This is a genomic window from Planococcus daihaiensis (assembly GCF_049262615.1).
GTDB lineage: Bacteria > Bacillota > Bacilli > Bacillales_A > Planococcaceae > Planococcus.
The window spans coordinates 666114-684707 of the sequence record NZ_CP175504.1; the positions used below are offsets into that span (position 1 = coordinate 666114).

Consider the following 18594-nt stretch of genomic DNA (forward strand, 5'->3'; position numbering starts at 1 on the left):
ATAGTTAAAGACAGGTTAAAATGATTAATATTTCAGAAAATTAATGATGCGCTAAGCTCTTTTATGCTTTTGTGTTTGAATTCATTCTGCCAAGCACATTAAAAATCCGTTCTTTTGCTGATGCATCGAGATGCTTTTGCAATTGATTTGAGACTGCCCGATTTTTTGAACTGTCATAAACCGGCCGCAACGTTTTATACACTCTTTTTTTCGATAAACGCTTTTCGCTGATCATGACCAGCATTCGGTCTTTAAAAGTGATATCCCTGAATAATTTTAATTCCCGCAGGCTTTGGACAATAAATTCCTTTTTGCCGGATTTAAGTGCCGCATAGAATAATTCCTCATATTGCCGGACATAGAATCGATTCCTGTCTGCAGGGCTTAATCTTTCTATCGCATTTTCAAATTTCAGCATGTAAAGCTCTTTCACTTTCCTCAACTTCCCATAATCCGGCACATTGTTCACGCCGTTCGTGGCTTTAACAATCAGGATTTCCGCAAGGTTCAACACCTTGAAATGCTCCAGAACCCTGAGCATGAATTCTAAATCCTGATGGCGGATGAAGGTTTCATCGAATCCCTCCACAAATTGCACCGCTTTTCGGCTCAGGAACAGGTTGCTGCCGGTTCCCAACCGGTCACCATCCAATAATAGATCTCGTTGTTCCAAAGGGCTTTCAGGTTTTAAAATACGGTCAAAGTTTCCTTTATTCGTGATAACCACTCCACAATAAATCCCCTCATAGCGCGGACTGGCCAACAGCAGATTCAAGCATTTTTCAATGCGGTCCTGCAGATAAAAATCGTCATCGTCCAAGAAACAGATAAATTCGCCAGAGGATGCAGCTAAGCCGGTATTGCGGGCAGCTGCACCGTTTTTATTCATGGAATGCTTAATGTATTTCACATTGCCATATTGCCGATAACTCTGCATTGCCGCCTCAGTCTGACGCCGTCCATTTGTATCAGGATCATTATCATCCACCACGATCACTTCGACATTGTTGTAAGTCTGATCAATAATGCTGTCAATGGCACGGGGCAGATTTCCCGCTCCTTTATACGTTGGAATAATGACACTAACTTTGGATTCCATACAGTCCACCCCATCCTCATCGCTTAATTCTTAATCAGTCAGATCAGTGCTTTTTTTGTAAAAAAACCTTTAATCTCTTTGACGAGCTCTTTTTGAAAAACAAGTATCAGAAGCATGTAAATAATGATGCCTGCCGGGATATTAATAAGAATGATATTGGCAGATGAAAAGCTTTCAATTTGCGTTATGACAAATTGCAATATGGCGATCATTATCAGGCTGTGTCCAATCGGTGTGAAAATGGATTTCAGCATCTCAGGCAAACAATTTCCAATAACAAAGCGGAGACGGATCGCATAGTTCACAAAGAATAGAACAAACCTCAATCCCGTCATCGCCAGTGCGACCATGACGATGCTTCCAGTCAAACTGGAGAAATAAATAACGATCGGAATGATAAATAATTGGAACAACTGCCAATAAAAACTCCATTTCACTTTGCCGGCAGCTATCAATAGACTGCCACTCGGATTTCCAAGTGCCTTGAAAAGCGCATAGACACAGAGGATCTGCACGACCACTGTGATGCTTGCCCACTCTTCACCCAACAACAGCGGAATGACGAATGGTGCCAGGATTGCTAATCCTGCATAAAGCGGTGCGTTTATTGCCATAATCAGTTTAATAATGAACAGGTATCCTTTTTGAAGCCGACCGCGGTCGTTTTGGATTTTCGAAAAAACCGGGAAGGCTACGCGATTGATCATAGGATTCAACTTTTGAATTGGCTGCATGATCAAGTTCATCGCCATACTGTAGAAACCCAGAACTTGAGGGCCCATCATTATGCCGATCAGGATCTGGTCCACCTTTGTGTTGAAGAAATTAATCGTGGTGGTACCCAAACGGTAAATTCCAAAGATCACATATTCTTTGATGCCATTCCAGGAATACGTCAGGCTGGGACGGGTTTCCGGATTTCTGAAACCGATGATGACCCACGGAATCGTCCGGATCAGTGAGGAAGAAATATGTCCAAAAACCAATGACCAGGCTCCTGCTGATAAGAGAACCGCTGTGGAAAGCGTCACTGCTACACCAATGAAAGAACCCACGATTTCATAGCGGCTAATTTTGTCAAATTCCAGCTGTTTGCTGGCAATGGTCTGAAATTGCAATCCAAAAGGCAGGATGAAAAAACTGAGACTGATCAACTGAATGAGACCTGTTAACTGTTCCTGCTGAAAAATTAGCGCAATCAGCGGCGCAACAGCTATCATGCTTAAGCACATGAGCAAACCGACCATTATCGAAAACCAGTAGAGACTGGACAGGTTCTTTTTACTGATTTTCTCTTTTTGAATGATGGCATCACTTAAGCCCATATCGATATACATCTGTGCAAATTGGATAACAATCTGAACAAGTGCAATGATGCCAAAAACCGCCGGACCCAATATTCTTCCCAGGACAATAAGCTGTACGATCTGGAGAACACTGGTAATGATCATTGCCAAACTTGTATGTTTCACGCTTTTGACTGCTTTTGATTTTAAAGACCCCATATCGTCATCCTCTTTACTGGGTTGGATTTATCTTTATTTCAACTTTATGTTCCATGGTTATGCAGCCTTGACAGTTTAAAAATATGAATACAGAATTGCACGTTGCCGACAACGTATCTTTTGAACATTCTTTTCGGCTCCAGTAATACTCGATAGACCCCTTCCATTCTGATTTTCCTGATCAATGCCGGGGCTGTTGTTGTATTGCCGGCAGCAAAATCAAAGTACGCCCCAACCCCCATGATCAGCGTGGCATCCAACTCTTCAAAATAATGTGAAATCCACCCCTCCTGTGCAGGCACCCCCATTCCTACAAGCAGCAAATCGGGTTTAACTTGATTGATATCATTCAGCACTTCGATTGGATCTGTAAAAAACCCATTGGATGTTCCTGACAGAATAATGTCGGGAAATTCTTTCAGGATATTTTCAGCAGCTTCCTCAGCAACTCCTGGGCTGCCGCCAAGCAAATACAAACTCATTTTTTCCTGGTTTAGAATTTCGAGAACATCCGGAGTGAAATCTGTAACCTTCAAATTTTCACTGAAAGAGATATGAAAGGCACGGGCACCCAATTCGACTCCCACTCCATCATTCAGGACAAATTCTGCTGCATTCAAATTTCTTAAATAGCCTGAATTTTTCTGCGCGATATTAAAGCAATGAGCATTCAGGAAAAAAACGCGTGTTTTCATCTGTGTTGCCAGACGGAAGCGGAATTCTTCAAGAATTTCGTGTTTTCTAGCTGTAACAAGCTTTATGTTGCCCATTTTCCGAAAGCATTTGTCATCGAAATTCCATACTTCCTGATCCAGTTTCAACATCTTGGCTGCTCCTCCTTTTAACACGCATCTTTCGAACCGAATAACACAAAGACTGTTCGGAATATCAATTTCAGATCAATGAGCACACTTCTTTCCCGGATGTATTGCAGATCCAGCTGCACCCATTCATCGAAGCCAATATTGTTTCTGCCGCTCACTTGCCAATAGCAGGTCAAACCGGGAGTTACAGTAATTCTTTGCCGTTCGAAATCTGTGTATTTTTCAACTTCATCCGGCAGAGCTGGTCTAGGTCCGACCAAAGTCATTTCACCTTTCAGGACATTGATCAACTGGGGCAATTCATCGATGCTTGTTTTTCTGATGAATGAACCGACTCTTGTCACCCTTGGATCATAGCGAATTTTAAACACCGGTCCAGTAGCTTCATTTTTGTCCATCAACGTCACTTTGAGAGCTTCCGCGTTGCTTACCATGGATCGGAATTTATACATATGGAAAAGCTTTCCGTCTTTGCCCACTCTTTGCTGTTTGAATAAAACTTCCCCCTCCGGATCTTCCAATTTGATCAGCAGCACCACCAATAGCAACAATGGTGAGAGGGCTGCAATTCCAATAATTGAAATCGAGATATCCAGGAACCTCTTTATATGCGGATAATACGAAGCCGGTTTTTTCTGCACAATAACCTCGGATACATCTGTAATTTCCATTGTTGTATTCTCTGCATTTGGTGCGATTTCTTCTTCGCTTCTGCTGCCTGAAGTAATCAATTAAATCACCGCCTCTGTGTATTTCCGTGACCTGAAGGATTCGATTAATTACTCTACACTTGTTTTCTTTCCAGGAAGTTGTTTCTTTCAATAGTGTTCGTCACTTTATTCATGGGAGAAATGCCACCGAGAACAGGTACTTTCAGCAGCTCTTCGGCATCTTCAACAGTGTTTACAGAGGTACTTAATTCCGGGAGAATGAACGCCAGTCCAAGTCCTGCACTTAACCCCGAAAATACGGCCAACGCAAGGCTCACTTCCGGACCTGAACTCAGGAGAATCCCATCTTCCTCCGCAACTGCCTTGTCCAAAATGGTGATTTTGTTGACGTTCATCACCTGTCCTGCTTCACTGACAAAAACTTCGGCAATCGCATTGGTAAGCAAGATGGCTGAATCATAGTCCTCCAGATCGACCGAAATCGAAAAAACTTGGGAATTATCGGTGAATTTCACCGTCAATCTATCTCTAATCTCATTTGTTGAAAGATGAGTATTTGTTGATTTTTTAACTTCTGACAGGACAATCGGGCTTTCAATGATTTCACGGTAAGTACCAAGAAATCTCATTTCATCCTGTATGGAGTATTTATCCATCTCCTCTGCACTCTCCCTGTCACCTCCAATCAATATCTGTGCTGATGCCCGGTAAACCGGTTCGTCGAATTGCCGGGAAACGATTACTGAACTAATTATTGAAAGCAGTATCATCAAAAGAATCAAGTATTTATTTTTCTTAAACCTGTCGTATATAATTCTCTTTTTCAATTTCACTTCATCACCCCTCTGAAGCTGAATAACATTTCTTAATTTTCAGTCTTTTAACACCAAACCCTATTCATTACCGCTTTCATTCATAATGTATAGTGTAAAAGTTACTACCAAAACGTTAAATAGAAGTTAAAATTATTAAGTTAAGTAAAAAGGACTATTAATTGCACTGGATTTCACACACAGAAAAAGGCCCGGAATTTTTCAATTCCGGGCCTTTCCAATCATCGAGCGATCATCTTATGGAATTTTAGTTCTTCTCATCGTTGCTGTCTTCTATTTCTGCTGTCTCTCTTGAAAGTAATTCTTCGCGATGAGCGGCAGCTATATCGTTTCCGCGCTCGCTGATTTTTCCCAGCGAAATAACGATTGCTGCCACAAAGGCGAAGACTGATATGATTAATGCCCACATAATATCTTCCTCATTACCCCTCCGATGACTTTTAACGGATTTGCCAATCACGAATCAGCACACCCTGTCATCATGAAATTTGCCATTAAATTAATTTATAACACCTCCCGGAAAATGTCAATAGCCCCTTACTTTTCAAAATGAAAGGAATTTACCTTTCCTCGCTGAAATTCTCGTCGGCTTCTTCAGGCTCATCCAAATTCATTTCCCTGATCAGCATGGCTGTGTAGATCCAAAAGACAGCAGTTACCCCGAACGTGAATAATCCAGCATTATAAAATATAAACATCACGTTAACAATCCCCATCAGTAAAACAGCTACTGCCAATGAACTTCCTGTTTTAAAATATTGTCTTATGGCAATCCACAAAGGGATCATATAGATCAACAGAAATACACCAGTGCCGAGCAGACCTGCTTCAATATATAAGTACGGCATCAGGAACCAACTGTATTTCAGAAAGTCATATTTCTTAAAAACTTCCCCCTGAAACATACTGGATCCACTCGGATTACCTGATCCCAACCCTTTTCCAAAGACCATTTGATTTGTGTCATTGGAGTAAACGACTGCATCGACAGTCGATTTAAACCCAAATCTGTTCAGCGTATTTCCATCCCCGTAAGATTGCTCCACCAAATAGCTTTCCAAAAATCCCGCGTTCAGAAAATCGTGCTCAGGATAAAGGCTGATAAAATAACTGTAAAACGCTGAAATTACAAAACATGAAGCTACAAATATAACCGAAGCTTTAAATCCTTTCTTTATAAAGAGCAAATAGATGATCAAAAGAATTGCACTGGAAACAAAACCAATTTTCACTTCCGCTATCGCCGAATAGATAATGGGCACCAGCGCCAATGCCAGGTAAGTCATGGTGGAAATCTTCTTTTGATAATGCAGGCTTGATGCAATCGCCAGATAAAACATCAATAGATAGATGAAAACCCCGGTTGTCCCCGGTCCCATGGCCCCTGTGATAAAATCCTGAGTTAAACTGCCTTCGATAAATTGTCCGACAGCCAGCAGGAAGTTCAGCAGGAGCAGAACGATGATGGAGGTATCCAATACTTTTTTATTGGACTTGTTTAGATCAACCATGTTGAGGGCGAATAGAAAAATGATAAAAAAGCCGAAACGCTTCAATACTGACACGATGAGCAGTGGAATTGAATTGCCATTAACTATTGCCGGCACCAAACTCAATGTTAAAGCGGCTATCACTGCAACCGTCAGGAAAATATGCGCTTTGTTTTTATTCTTGTTAGTAAAAATGGTTACCAGCATCAAACCATATAAATAGAAAATTATATAACTTGCATTGAATTGAGTAATGCCTTCATTAAATATTGAGATAAGTATGATGGTCAATAACAGCAGAATTTCTTTTTTCAGCAATATATAAGTTGCCACAACCCCCACAATCGCAATGTTAAAGTACATGAAGGCATCTTCTCTAATCACTGTTGAAACCAGCAGCGCAAGAACAGCAGATGCGATCAGAAGCTGATATTTATATTGATTGATCCATATAGCCATTCTTTCACCTCATTTCATTTGTCCTGCCTGTACGGCACCGGTTTCAGATTCTCTTTGTCTGTTCCGCGCCATCTTCCCTGGCTTCAATTTGCTCCAGTAATCGGTGAAAATCACCCATGATATATTGCCATTCATTTTTTTCCACTGTTTGTGCTATCACTGAACTTTCATACATGTCCAAACGGGCCAGAGCCAACTCAATTCCGGCAACCAGAGCAGGCACATCATCATTCACCAGAACACCGTTTGCAGCTGTGATAATCTCTGCGTTTGCGCGGGTGTTTGTGGCAATGCAGACCATGCCATTCCGAATGTACTCGTAAGTTTTGGTCGGCGGCTGAACATCGAAGAATTCGGTTTTCGGTATGTATGAAAAACCGATGCTGGCTGTTTCGAACAATTCTTTGATTTGGGCATGTGATTTTTTCCCGTGCCATATAATCTGTTCTTTATGGTCCGCTTTGTCAATTTCCGCCCGCAGGATTTGAGCTTCTTCTTCGCGATCCGCGAATCCGACAATATGAAAAACCATCTCATCTTCTCCGTTCTGTTGATTGCTTATAGCATCAAATGCCCGGACAAGGTCGCCCACTCTTCTGTCATCAAATTTGCCCACGTATAAAAACTCGATTCTTTGTCTGCAGAACACCTTAGAGCCGAGATCAATATAGCAATCAGAACCGAGTGGCAGCACATCGAATTTTTTGATGCCCAGTCTTTCCGCCACCAGAGGCGAAATGATGGTCGTTCTATCAAAAAATACTGCGGAAGCGGTTACCAACCAATCGTAAACTTTTCTTTTCATGGCTCCCTGAAAAACCGCACAAGTTCTGATATCCAGTATCCAGCGGACATTTGGCGTGAACAGTTTCAAGAGCCCCGGCAAGATGCCGCTGAGCTCAATATTGGCACTGATCACCACCCATTTGACTGCAGTTCTTTCCGCCAGTACCCGTTTGGCGATCGCTGAGATATGCCGCGAATAATTCACCAGTTTATAACGCGTTCTCGCCACATAGAGGATTTCCACGTTTTCCGGTGCGTCAATTTTTGGCAGCCCCTCGTCAAAACAAATTACATCTACCGCAAGGCCTTTGGCAGCCAGCCGTTTCACCATTTGAAGGTAATCGGTAATATAGCCATATTGGCTTTTGGGGGCAATAATTATTTTTTTCAATGTCAGCATCTCCTTTACTTTTATTCCACCGAAAAATCAGGAACTTTTGCGATTGTAATGGAAGTTGCTGGTCAAATAACAATTTGTATACAAGTTCTCCATCTGTTGAAAGTATTCTTTTTCATCGAATTTTTCCTCCGCTATGCGCCTGGAAGCCATTCTCATTTCGCCAATGCGGGTATCATCCAGTATCCATTTGAGACGTTCTGTGAGCATTTTCACATTTCCCGGCTCAATCAAATAACCGTTTTCACCCTCGACGACTGCTTCATCGATGCTTCCCACATCTGTAGCAATGACTGGAATGCCATGGCTCACCGCTTCAAGAATTGACATCGGCAGTCCTTCGAAATAAGAAGGCAGGACGAACAGGTCCGCCCGTCGCAGCAATTCTTCTTTCTTGGCACTGTCCACCCAGCCGTGGAAACGGAAATGCTGTTCCATTCCTTTTCGCTTCACGCGCCCCTTTGCTTCTTCGAGCATTTCACCATCGCCCGCAATATCGAAAATCAGGTTTTTACTCTGTGCCTCTCCTGCAGAGAAAATATTGTCAGCTGCAATTATTAAGTCCAGTATGCCTTTGCTTTCATTCATTACCGCAAGGAATAATACTGTAAAGTCCTTCTTATGCTCCGGCGCATCGAAATCCGGCATGGGCACGGCATTCATCAGCACCTCAACATCCGCCTCCGGTTCAATTTCCATAAGGATCTTTTTCCAATTCCCTCCGAGAGCAATCACTTTCTGCGCGTTTTTAAGAAGGTCATGGACCCAGGGCTTCAGGAGATTCGGCATTCGGGCATAAAATGAACGAAAATCTCCTCCATGCGCATGGACGATGACCGGTTTTCTAAAAACCTGTGAAACTTTAAAGAGGATGTATTTCCGGATAAAACTGCCTTTATCCGACATATGAAGGTGGACAACATCGGGAGCTTTAAATAACAAGTGATACAGAAATAAAACGAAGCTCTTTAAAAAGTAGAAGCTATTATAGACTCTCCCTTTTTCTGAATGGGAAGGAATGAAAACCAATTGTATATGTGAAGAAAAACGATGATCCAAAAATGCATTGACTACCGTTGTCATACCGCCTTTAACTTTCGTCGCTGAGCCTGCCATAAGAACTTTAACCGGATCTCCCATATAAATGTCTCCTCCCAGTTCTATAATTAGAATCCATTTTACTCAGGTCTGGTTAAAAAGAGGTTAAGAATATGTAAACCGTTTTCTCTTCAGAGAGCCTTCGGATTGGCATACTTTTTTTAAAAACGATAAGATAAACTGGACGAATCAAACAGAAGAGGTGCTGAGGATGGAATTGTATAAATGGGAAGGTCATCGAGATGAAGCAATGCCTATCATGGAAAAATTAGCCAATGCCAGACTCATTTACATGACGGCAGGCGAAGAAGCGGTGCTGCTTCAGGAGGCACCGGGTTCAACTGTACTGCCCGGCGCTGCTGCTTACGAAATTTTGAATGCGGTCGGGGATATCAATCAAGGATATTTCGCAGTCTTCAATAACATTCCAGTGACTGAGGAAGGAAAAGAATTATTTGAATCACGCTTTTCAAACAGGGCAGGGCTTGTCGAGAAAGAACCAGGCTTTGTGGCAATCCGCGTGCTGCGTCCACTCAACTCGGATACATATGTCATTTTGACTTTATGGGAAGACGAAACGGCATTTAAAAACTGGCAGCAATCCGAAGCTTACGGCAGTGCACACGCCAAGCGCGGCTCCAAAGATGGTATCGACAAAAAGCCGAATATTTTTCCGCGTCCGTCTTTTGTCCAGACATATGTAAAATAACAGCAAAACGAAAACCCGGCAGCCATCATGGCTGCCGGGTTTTCGTCTGTCTGTTGGTCGTTATTCGGTTCTCTTCTTGCGCCTAAAAGAGCAGACTCCCCAAAAGACGAAAATTCCCGCAGCAGCTCCGGCGCTGTCGATCAGCACATCCCGCAGCTCGCCGCTTCGCCCTTCGATGAACAGTTGGTGGAATTCATCGGACGCTGCATACAGCACGGAAGCTGCAAAAGCGATCAGCATTTCTTTGAATGTAACATCAAGGCCTTTTCTGAGGGCATTCAAAATTAGAATTCCCAGTATGAAATAAGCGATGAAATGTGCATTTTTTCGGACCACAGTGTGAAAACCTTCAAGTTGTGTCTCAACTCCTGGAATAATAGCCGAGACGAAACCAAGAATAGCTTCTGTAATTCCTGAACTGAGACCGCTGGATACACTTGCCGGCTGATGCGACAGGATGAAAATGATTGCCATCCAGCCGATGGCAGCGGTCCATGCGATTTTTTTGTTTTTCAGCATTTAAAACTTCCTTTTCTCTTTGCATCAATAGCCAACAATAATTATAGCATCGATATTGGAAGTATAAATACAACTGGAAAACAATTTGGTTTTATTTTTGGAGAAGCTGTCCCTGCTTTTCCCAATGGTTTTTCATTGGTTTCACAAGTACTGGAAACTCCCAGAGGGAATGAGTGGCTTCCTCGAATTCGACGGTAAATTCCGCTTGTTCAATGATTGAGATATGAAATCGCATGCAAATATCTTTAAAGGTTTCCATATCGGACATCGGCGACAAATGACTCCCCAATGTATAAAAAGGCAAATGCGCTTTTTTGCATAAAGCAATGGCATTCCAGATATTTATCCCTTCGAATACGATATAAACGCCGGCCACTTCTTCTTCCTCCACTATTTTCGCCAGGCGTTCCGTGTCACCAGCATTTATATTAAATGATTCATCAGCAAATTCCTTTGCTGGTGCATTGACAATATTATCCACAACCATTGGGGACATTCCCATTCGCTTCACGGCATTCACTACCTCGATCATATGCTTCGTCCCACCCAAAACAAGAATCTTTTTCTGGCCAGCCATTATCATTTCCCAGACCTCCTCGAATTGGCTTGCAGTGTTGCCGCAAGCTAGTCAATCCTTCTATTTCCAATGACCACTGCCTAAGACCTAGCTAAAAACAAATTATTAAGTCTGTTTTTTCCCAATACATACTTAATAACTATTAAGCTAACAATTTTTTATCCTATTGTCAATAAAATTTCTGAATTTTAAGTTATTTAACTAAAATTAAAATTACTTACTGATTTTGCCAACTGAGGATAAGTGTTATTTATGCAGACGGTGCACGTTAACTTCAAACCACCAATTTATAATAGAAAGCCGATTAAGTATTCTCGCTAATCTAATATTTCTTTATAATTTTCTCATATTTTGTATTAATAAAAACCACTTGGAATTTGTCATTCCAAGCGGCCTTCTAAATCTTTTTAGATTTGTTTCAGTACTTGATGTTATCTGCTGGCTCTAAGCTGATCAATTACTTTTTCATTGACCGCCGCAGTTCCGCCAAATACTGTGAAACTATTGTAATCCTTCAGTAAGCTATTTGTTTGTTCAGGGATTCTGTCATTTCTGACCAATAGAATCGGCCCATTATTTTTAGCCGCGAGCACGCCACCAGTCAAAGCATCCGGGAATTGTAAACCTGTTGCTACATAGGCTTCTTCGTTACCCATCGGCAGTTTATTCACAATTTCTTTCGCAGTGTCAAATCGAGTCTTACCGCCGTATCTGGTCGGATCCGGCAATTTGCTCATCACTTCATTACTGACGGCTGCAGTTCCACCAATAACATAAGTCTTAGATTTTCCTTTTAGAGCGGCAGTCGTTTCCGCTGGCACTCTATCAGTTCTCGTCATAAGGATTGGAATGTTATTTTTAGCAGAATAAGGTGAAATGGCCAGAACATCCGGGAAATTCAAACCTTGCACAATAACTGCCTCATCTGAATCAATTCGTTCGGCAATTAATGCTGCAGTTTCATACCTCGTTTTGCCATCGATACGCTCCACCGTTACACCGCTATTTTTAAGTTCGGTTTCAACAGCTGCGGATACAGCTGCAGTTCCGCCCAGTATAATAACTTTCTCGGCACCCAATCTGGATATTTCTGCTTTTGTTTCTGCATTTAACCGATCAGTTCTTGTCAATAATATTGGCGCTTCTAATTGATGGGCATACGGAACGCCTGCCAATGCATCAGGGAATTCTGCTCCTGTTGCCAAAACTACCGTGTTGGATGTTTGCCATCCTTCTTTTGAAATTGCAATAGCTGTTTTGTAGCGTGTGTCACCTGATACCCTATCTACCTCCGGTGCGACTGGAATTTCTTCGTCTCCGGTTGTAAAGCGGAAGATTTTACTCAACTTCGCTTCATCTGAATTATTTGTGACTTTCATATACCAGAAGTATTGTGTTTGCCGCTCAAGATTATTCCATTGAACTTCCGCAGTTTCTCCGGAAGCGACATTTTCAACCGCTCCTATCAAATCAGCTCCATACAGATTTACACCAAAATAATCGGTGCTGATAGATCTAGAAGCCGTAGCAGGCGAGCCTCCTTCACTCTCAAAATCGAATGGCACTGTGAAGTTGTCCACGTCGTCTGCAAAGAAATTATAGTCATCCAAATAAGGCGAATAGGTCGTAAAGGTTAATTGATCACTGGCAATGTCAAAGTCCATCAAGCGTAAATATCCGGAACCCCTCACATTAGGGTTGGTTGTGCCCTGGTAGTTTGACAGAACTTCCACTACCTGCCGGTCAGTACCATCAGCATTTTTTAAATTGACTATCTTGTGCGTGGCTCCATGAAAATGTCCACTGAGAACGAGTTTTACGTTTTCATTGGGTCTCACAATTTCATAATGAACGTCAGAGGCAGAGCCTGAACCGTAATCTCCGGCTGGTGTAAGGTTCAAGTGGGTAGCCAGAATAGCGCTCCTGTCCGAGTATCTTTGAAGAACCTCATTCGCCCAGGCAATGGTTTCAGGAGTATTATCGAAACCAAATCCCAGATACAGCATTATAAAATCTTCGCCACCAGCTGTTATCAAATCATAGTGATTGCGGTTATTATCCATGCTTTCTCCGTACCATTCATTATTTTCGTATCGATCTGCACCAAAGTATTCCCAGTAATAAGAATAATCTGGAGGCGTTGTAGTCAAATCGAGATCTCGGTTACCAGCCATGACGCCGTATGGTATACCTGCAGCATCCATGCGAGCTAAGTTTTCATCTGCAACAAGCCATTCTCCAGGAACAGTTGCTGTCTGAACGAGATCTCCCGTATGGAAAACATACTCGTATGAACCTTTTTCATATTCCGCGATCATCCAATCGGTCATTGATTCCCATATCTCTGGAAAATCCTGTGCATAGTATTGGGTATCGGTAAACCAGACCAACCTGGTAGTATCATCTGCATTTACATCAGCAGGACTCGAATCATGAACCATTGCCTGAATTTTGCCTCCCGATCGGAATTTCCCCGGATCGACTTCAGCTTTTAAAACAATATCCGACTTGTCAGCATTGGCTTCATCCTGTTTCAGTACCTCCCATTTAGATGTTTCGTAATTCCAGGCCGATAAGGTTAAAACTCCATTGGCATTGGAAGTGCCTTCCCAGTATAACTCCACTTTTTCTCCGGCAGTAAGAGATTCAGACACATCGACTTCAAACCGGTGGGCTGGAAAAACATTCTCTCCAGCAGTGCTGACATACTTATTGTCAGATAATCCTGCTGCTGCTTCATGCGCATCGTTGAAAGCGCTTGCCGCATCTTTTCCAGACAATGTTAAAGGGTCTTCTTTAGTTTGTTGCTGATAACCGGTTATATTGTCACTGCTGGAAAAGTCATATGTATTCCCTTCCAGAAACTCGACTTTTTTTAGCATTTGTCCATTAGAATCATTGACCACTCCTTGTAGTGTGGGATTAAGATTGACATTATCCGCATAGTCTACAGGTTTAACACTCTGAGGATTTTGTGGAGCTGCCCCCCCGATAGGGGCGATGACGACCTGAGAAATCAATAAGGCCGTGGCAGCAGCGAATGTAAATTTCTTATTTATCATTTTACTTTCCTCCTAAATATTTAAAGTAATAAGACCCATCAAATACAATAGTAACAACTACAATTAATAAATATGCTCCTTTCTGTCTATTTTTTTACTATTTAACTGTAATAATACCAAAAAAAAATACGAAAGCAAGTAGTTTTTACAAAAATCTGAATTTTTAATATTTTTGTCATATTTGTAAAAAACATAAATGGATTAATAATAAAACAATTGCAGCCCATAAATAAAAGCACCGCAGCCATTAAGCCGCAGTGCTTTTAACATACTATTTTATAATCCCAAAGCATCGAGTACGTAACGTTCTAACCCGGATGACATGGTTTCTGAATACATTGTCGTTAAATGGTGTTCATCGCGATAAATCATTACATTGCCAATTACAGGAGGGCATACGTCATCTGTACAGAAATACTCCGACATATCAGCAAAACTGACGTTTTCTGGTATGCCATCGGTATTTTCCCAAGGTATCTCAGCTGAGAGTCCTTCTTCCCTCGAAATCGAACAATCCTCAGGAGTTTCCTCCAGACATAAAGGGATTTCCACCGGCATTCGCGGGTTATCCCTAACAGCCAAGACTTTAGTTACACCTTCGTATTCCTTCCATTTTTCCAGGTATCCCCGAGGAATAGTCGATTCATTATTTACATTGGCCGTAGTAAAGATCAAATCGGGTGGATTCGCAACCAGTTCTTCATCCACTTTTTCATTCCATTCCATACAATGGTCTTTCAAAAGACCGTCAAAGTCATCGGTGGAGAAGCGACAGGCATCTTTAATATACACATCAATCTGCAAATTATGCTCTTCAGTTATTCCATTTAGTGCTGGAAACCAATGTCCGGAATGAGAGCCGCCAACAAGAGCAATAACTTTTTCCGGATTTTCAGTTTCTCCATATGAACATTTATTTACTGCTGAACTTTTTCCAGCTGTAGAACATTTTTCATCTTCGTAAAAATCAGGAAGATGTGACTTTGCCTGTAGGGGGCCCGGGATAATGTCCACCCCTTCTGCTGGTTGAATATTATCAGAAACAGCGCGCGCGCCTGGATGGTCTTCGACTGTATATTCCTGATTTTGGCTCGCCTGTACATAAATCCCCCATGTAGAACCGAGTAAAATTACCGGCAGCGCCATCGCAGTCAACACTTTCCCGATTTTCGCCTTGGAATTCTTGACGCTCAAATCCCTGATCGGAGCTTCAATATACTTCACGGATATTACCGACAATAAGTAAGTGATGAGGATTATCGCGACACCTGCCAAAACAGTCGCCTGATCTGTTCCAAAATAGGAGTAGTAGAATATCAACAGAGGCCAATGCCATAAATAGAATCCATACGATATACTGCCCAAGTAAAGAAAGAGTTTCGAGCCCAGCAGTTTTTTGACTCCGAAGTCATGATCATTTTCAGCTGATAGAATCACCAGAATTACACCCGTGGTAGGCAGTAAAGCTGCATAGCCAGGAAAGACTGAGGAAACCGGCAATACTATCCCTGTAAAGCAAATGATTAATAATCCGCTCCAACCGGCTATCATGCCGAATATTTTATTCATTTGTAAATAAGGGATCAGTAATGCCACTAATCCACCTAAGCTGAATTCCCATGCCCGTGCAAACGTGTCAAAATATGCCCATGGCTGGTTTGCTCCGGTGATATAAATCGAATAGCTCAAGGATGCTGTAAATATCACCGCGAGCATTGCCAGCAAAGTTTTTCTCGCTGGAGTTTTGAAAACTTTGAGGGCCAGCAAGAAGACCAGTGAAATGATGAGAGGCCAAGTTATGTAAAATTGCCCTTGAATTGATAGCGCCCAAAAATGCTGGAAAGGACTGGCTTCATTATTTTGCGCCAGATAATTTACAGCACTTGTTGCAAGCTGCCAATTTTGGAAATATAGCATCGATGCAAACAATTCGCTGACAGTCTGCTGCCAAAAACTTTGAGGAAGAATGATAATTGAAAGTGCAGCTGAAACGAGCAGCACAGTATATGCTATTGGAAATAACCTTTTGCCCAATCCGAGCAAGTATTCTCCGTAATTTAACCTTCCAACCCGCTCCATTTTCGACAGAACTGAAGTAGTAATCAAATACCCGGAGACAATGAAAAATACGTCAACGCCCCCGGAAACGGAGCCTATCCATATATGGTATACCGCTACGAGGATCGCTGCGACGGCACGAATCCCTTCAAGCTCTGGCCTAAACTTTTTCTCTGGAGATTTTAAGTCTTTCACTAAACACACCTCGGCACCAAGATTTCAAAAACCATCAAATCTATTTTTCTTAACATGTCAAATTGCTACAATAATTTTTTGGAGTCATTTACTATTCATGAATCATATTACGGATTTACTGTCATTAGTCTAACATAATATTGACCTTTTTTTCTTACTAGGATAAATTTTACAAATTTTTAACAATCATGTTCATCAAATTCTATGACACTATAACATATTATACGATTTAAAATCCTTAGTCCATTAAAAAAAGACCCGCTGACAGCAGGGCCTTAAATAACTATTGAGCAAATTTTTCAACTAAATTTCCTTCCAGCACATCGTCTGACATTCGCAAGCTTTGTACGGCCCCCTCAAATAGAGCTGAGCATTGCTGAACTTCCAGTGGCTCTTCTGTCTGTCTGTCAAAACAGCTTCCATTGGAGAAATTGCCATCATTGGAGGCAACGAATATAAATTCACTTGAAATATAGGAACCATCACGGAAAATTGCCTGACGATTCTCCTCAGCCCAAAGATTATTGCCTATCCAATAACGGATTTCCTCCTGAGGTTTTATGATGTCCAGTAAAGTCGGCGCTAAATCCACCTGACTGCCAACCTGATCGAATTGCGCAGGTCCGTCTGCTCCTGGCACGTGGAGAATCAACGGAACATTTTTGTTCGCTTCAAAATAAGATGCTTGTTCCTGTGCATCCGCAAATTCGGCGAAAGCAGGATCGTCTACTGTCAGTCCAGTACTGTGGTCACCGAAAATTACCAATACCGTATCTTCCCACATACCTTCTTTTTTCAATCCCTCTACAAAGTTCTCAATAGCCTGATCGACATAATGAATCGAATGGAGATAATTACGAAAATGTCGAGCTGCGTATGAAGTATACCCTTCCACGTTAAGTTCGTGGTATTTTTCGGGAATCTCAAAAGGATGATGACTAGTCAACGTGATGAGATGTGAATAAAACGGCGTCTCCATTTGTTTCATTTCCTCGAGTGATTGCTGAAGCATATCGTTGTCATTGAGCGACCAGCCAATTTTTTCAGCATCCACAAAGTCGTCTTCACTGTAAAATTGATCGATTCCCAATTGTTTGTACATGATATAGCGATTCCAAAAGCTTGGTTGATACGAATGAAAAACATGGGTGCTGTAATTTTCTTCTTTCAAAAGTTTCGGCAGGGCATCATAATGATTTTCTGCATGAAGCATATAAGCAGCTCCCTGTGCTGTCGGGTATAGTGAAGTATTCAAAAGAAACTCAGCATCTGACGTACGCCCAAGTGCTGTCTGTTCATAAAAGTTCGGAAAGTATATTCCTTCTTCCTCAATCAGACTGTTGAGGAAAGGGGTTATCTCCTGATTATTGATCTTTTCATTGATAACAAAATCCTGCAAAGCTTCCACTTGAAGAACAATAACATTTTTCCCTTCGCCCATCCCTGAATACGGACCTTTTACAGGATTGGCATTTTTGTTTACAAACCAATTTTCAACAGCAAGAATTTCTTCTTCGGAATATTCCTTTTTATTGATGTAATTATCGTTAACGTAACGCTTCAGATTTGTTCCATGAAATCCGAGCAATCCAGTCATGTTATAGACCCGCATATTCGATATCAATTTATTGAACTGCCATTCCCCTCCATTTTCCATGGCTTTATTGAATGGAATGAAGGTCAATTGAAAACCGATAAACAATACGAGCATAGCCGTCAGCAGTTTCGGTATAAAAGATGGTTTGTCTTTTTTAGTATTATTGGTCTTTCGGAAATAATAGACGATCAGCGGAATCATTATTATAAGATCAAGAACGAAAATCAGATCCATCCAGCTGAATAAAGCAAACACGCTCTCACCGACATCACCTAGCTGGGACATCTGCATCAGCACCGTTATGGAGATGATGTCCTGAAAATAACGGTAATAAATGATATCTGAAAGAATCACGAAAGTAAGCAATAGATTGATCAGGAATATCCCAACTAGACGCACACGTCCATGCAGAAAAAGAACCCAGAATGTAGAGAGCAGAATTGTCCCTAGACTAATCATGACTACCCCATCAAAAATTTGTAATTCTGTTTCCATCCCCAATAACCAGGCAAAAAATTCTTGGATGTATTCCAAGGGACCCATTGTTATAAAAACTGTATCGCTGACTATAGCGAATATATATACTTTTATAAGCAAAAGGATTACGAGCAAAAGAAAATCCAATTGCTTCGCTATAAAACTTAAAATTCTTTCACTATATTTCTTCAAATTTAACATCCTTTTATTCGTTATATTAATATGTATTTTAACATGC

Annotated in this window: 15 protein-coding genes; 1 reads left to right on the top strand and 14 read right to left on the bottom strand. The window is 41.5% G+C overall.

Annotated elements, in window-relative coordinates:
• Nucleotides 1-61: 61 nt before the first annotated feature.
• The 9 genes from DHX103_RS03255 to DHX103_RS03295 form a co-directional block, all read right to left on the bottom strand.
• Nucleotides 62-1099, bottom strand: a complete 1038-nt coding sequence (locus DHX103_RS03255) for a glycosyltransferase family 2 protein (protein ID WP_422123842.1) — start codon at nucleotides 1097-1099, stop codon at nucleotides 62-64.
• Between the two features lie 38 nt (nucleotides 1100-1137).
• Complete coding sequence (locus DHX103_RS03260) at nucleotides 1138-2604, bottom strand: MOP flippase family protein (RefSeq protein ID WP_422123843.1); 1467 nt, start codon at nucleotides 2602-2604, stop codon at nucleotides 1138-1140.
• A gap of 44 nt (nucleotides 2605-2648) precedes the next feature.
• Nucleotides 2649-3428, bottom strand: coding sequence for a WecB/TagA/CpsF family glycosyltransferase (locus tag DHX103_RS03265; RefSeq protein WP_422123844.1), 780 nt, complete (start codon nucleotides 3426-3428; stop codon nucleotides 2649-2651).
• A gap of 17 nt (nucleotides 3429-3445) precedes the next feature.
• A complete protein-coding gene (locus tag DHX103_RS03270) occupies nucleotides 3446-4099 on the bottom strand; it encodes a sugar transferase (RefSeq protein WP_422124714.1) in 654 nt (217 codons plus the stop codon).
• A gap of 113 nt (nucleotides 4100-4212) precedes the next feature.
• On the bottom strand, nucleotides 4213-4932 hold the full coding sequence (locus DHX103_RS03275; RefSeq protein ID WP_422123845.1) for a YveK family protein: 720 nt from the start codon (nucleotides 4930-4932) through the stop codon (nucleotides 4213-4215).
• A 247-nt stretch (nucleotides 4933-5179) separates the two neighbouring features.
• Nucleotides 5180-5341: a hypothetical protein gene (locus DHX103_RS03280; RefSeq protein ID WP_422123846.1), complete on the bottom strand. Its 162-nt coding sequence runs from the start codon at nucleotides 5339-5341 to the stop codon at nucleotides 5180-5182.
• A 151-nt stretch (nucleotides 5342-5492) separates the two neighbouring features.
• Nucleotides 5493-6881 (bottom strand): hypothetical protein, encoded by a 1389-nt coding sequence (locus DHX103_RS03285; protein ID WP_422123847.1) that lies wholly within the window; start codon nucleotides 6879-6881, stop codon nucleotides 5493-5495.
• Between the two features lie 43 nt (nucleotides 6882-6924).
• Entirely contained in the window at nucleotides 6925-8058 is a 1134-nt protein-coding gene (locus DHX103_RS03290) for a glycosyltransferase (RefSeq protein WP_422123848.1), read from the bottom strand.
• A gap of 36 nt (nucleotides 8059-8094) precedes the next feature.
• Complete coding sequence (locus tag DHX103_RS03295) at nucleotides 8095-9204, bottom strand: glycosyltransferase (RefSeq protein WP_422123849.1); 1110 nt, start codon at nucleotides 9202-9204, stop codon at nucleotides 8095-8097.
• A gap of 169 nt (nucleotides 9205-9373) precedes the next feature.
• On the opposite strand from DHX103_RS03295, the gene DHX103_RS03300 reads away from it, so the two are divergent.
• Nucleotides 9374-9871: an antibiotic biosynthesis monooxygenase family protein gene (locus tag DHX103_RS03300; protein WP_422123850.1), complete on the top strand. Its 498-nt coding sequence runs from the start codon at nucleotides 9374-9376 to the stop codon at nucleotides 9869-9871.
• 60 nt (nucleotides 9872-9931) lie between these two features.
• Here the strand turns inward: DHX103_RS03300 and DHX103_RS03305 are convergent, their stop codons facing one another.
• The 5 genes from DHX103_RS03305 to DHX103_RS03325 form a co-directional block, all read right to left on the bottom strand.
• A complete protein-coding gene (locus tag DHX103_RS03305; RefSeq protein WP_422123851.1) occupies nucleotides 9932-10390 on the bottom strand; it encodes a VanZ family protein in 459 nt (152 codons plus the stop codon).
• A gap of 91 nt (nucleotides 10391-10481) precedes the next feature.
• Nucleotides 10482-10973: a hypothetical protein gene (locus tag DHX103_RS03310; RefSeq protein ID WP_422123852.1), complete on the bottom strand. Its 492-nt coding sequence runs from the start codon at nucleotides 10971-10973 to the stop codon at nucleotides 10482-10484.
• 425 nt (nucleotides 10974-11398) lie between these two features.
• Nucleotides 11399-14029, bottom strand: coding sequence for a cell wall-binding repeat-containing protein (locus tag DHX103_RS03315; RefSeq protein WP_422123853.1), 2631 nt, complete (start codon nucleotides 14027-14029; stop codon nucleotides 11399-11401).
• A 276-nt stretch (nucleotides 14030-14305) separates the two neighbouring features.
• Entirely contained in the window at nucleotides 14306-16282 is a 1977-nt protein-coding gene (locus DHX103_RS03320; RefSeq protein WP_422123854.1) for an acyltransferase family protein, read from the bottom strand.
• Nucleotides 16283-16565: 283 nt separating this feature from the next.
• On the bottom strand, nucleotides 16566-18338 hold the full coding sequence (locus tag DHX103_RS03325; RefSeq protein ID WP_422123855.1) for an LTA synthase family protein: 1773 nt from the start codon (nucleotides 18336-18338) through the stop codon (nucleotides 16566-16568).
• Between the last annotated feature and the right edge of the window lie 256 nt (nucleotides 18339-18594).

Coding starts and splice junctions, on each gene's coding strand:
- DHX103_RS03255 (WP_422123842.1), bottom strand. CDS start 1,099: ATGGAATCCAAAGTTAGTGTCATTATTCCAACGTATAAAGGAGCGGGA.
- DHX103_RS03260 (WP_422123843.1), bottom strand. CDS start 2,604: ATGGGGTCTTTAAAATCAAAAGCAGTCAAAAGCGTGAAACATACAAGT.
- DHX103_RS03265 (WP_422123844.1), bottom strand. CDS start 3,428: ATGTTGAAACTGGATCAGGAAGTATGGAATTTCGATGACAAATGCTTT.
- DHX103_RS03270 (WP_422124714.1), bottom strand. CDS start 4,099: ATGGAAATTACAGATGTATCCGAGGTTATTGTGCAGAAAAAACCGGCT.
- DHX103_RS03280 (WP_422123846.1), bottom strand. CDS start 5,341: ATGTGGGCATTAATCATATCAGTCTTCGCCTTTGTGGCAGCAATCGTT.
- DHX103_RS03285 (WP_422123847.1), bottom strand. CDS start 6,881: ATGGCTATATGGATCAATCAATATAAATATCAGCTTCTGATCGCATCT.
- DHX103_RS03295 (WP_422123849.1), bottom strand. CDS start 9,204: ATGGGAGATCCGGTTAAAGTTCTTATGGCAGGCTCAGCGACGAAAGTT.
- DHX103_RS03300 (WP_422123850.1), top strand. CDS start 9,374: ATGGAATTGTATAAATGGGAAGGTCATCGAGATGAAGCAATGCCTATC.
- DHX103_RS03305 (WP_422123851.1), bottom strand. CDS start 10,390: ATGCTGAAAAACAAAAAAATCGCATGGACCGCTGCCATCGGCTGGATG.
- DHX103_RS03310 (WP_422123852.1), bottom strand. CDS start 10,973: ATGATAATGGCTGGCCAGAAAAAGATTCTTGTTTTGGGTGGGACGAAG.
- DHX103_RS03315 (WP_422123853.1), bottom strand. CDS start 14,029: ATGATAAATAAGAAATTTACATTCGCTGCTGCCACGGCCTTATTGATT.
- DHX103_RS03325 (WP_422123855.1), bottom strand. CDS start 18,338: ATGATTAGTCTAGGGACAATTCTGCTCTCTACATTCTGGGTTCTTTTT.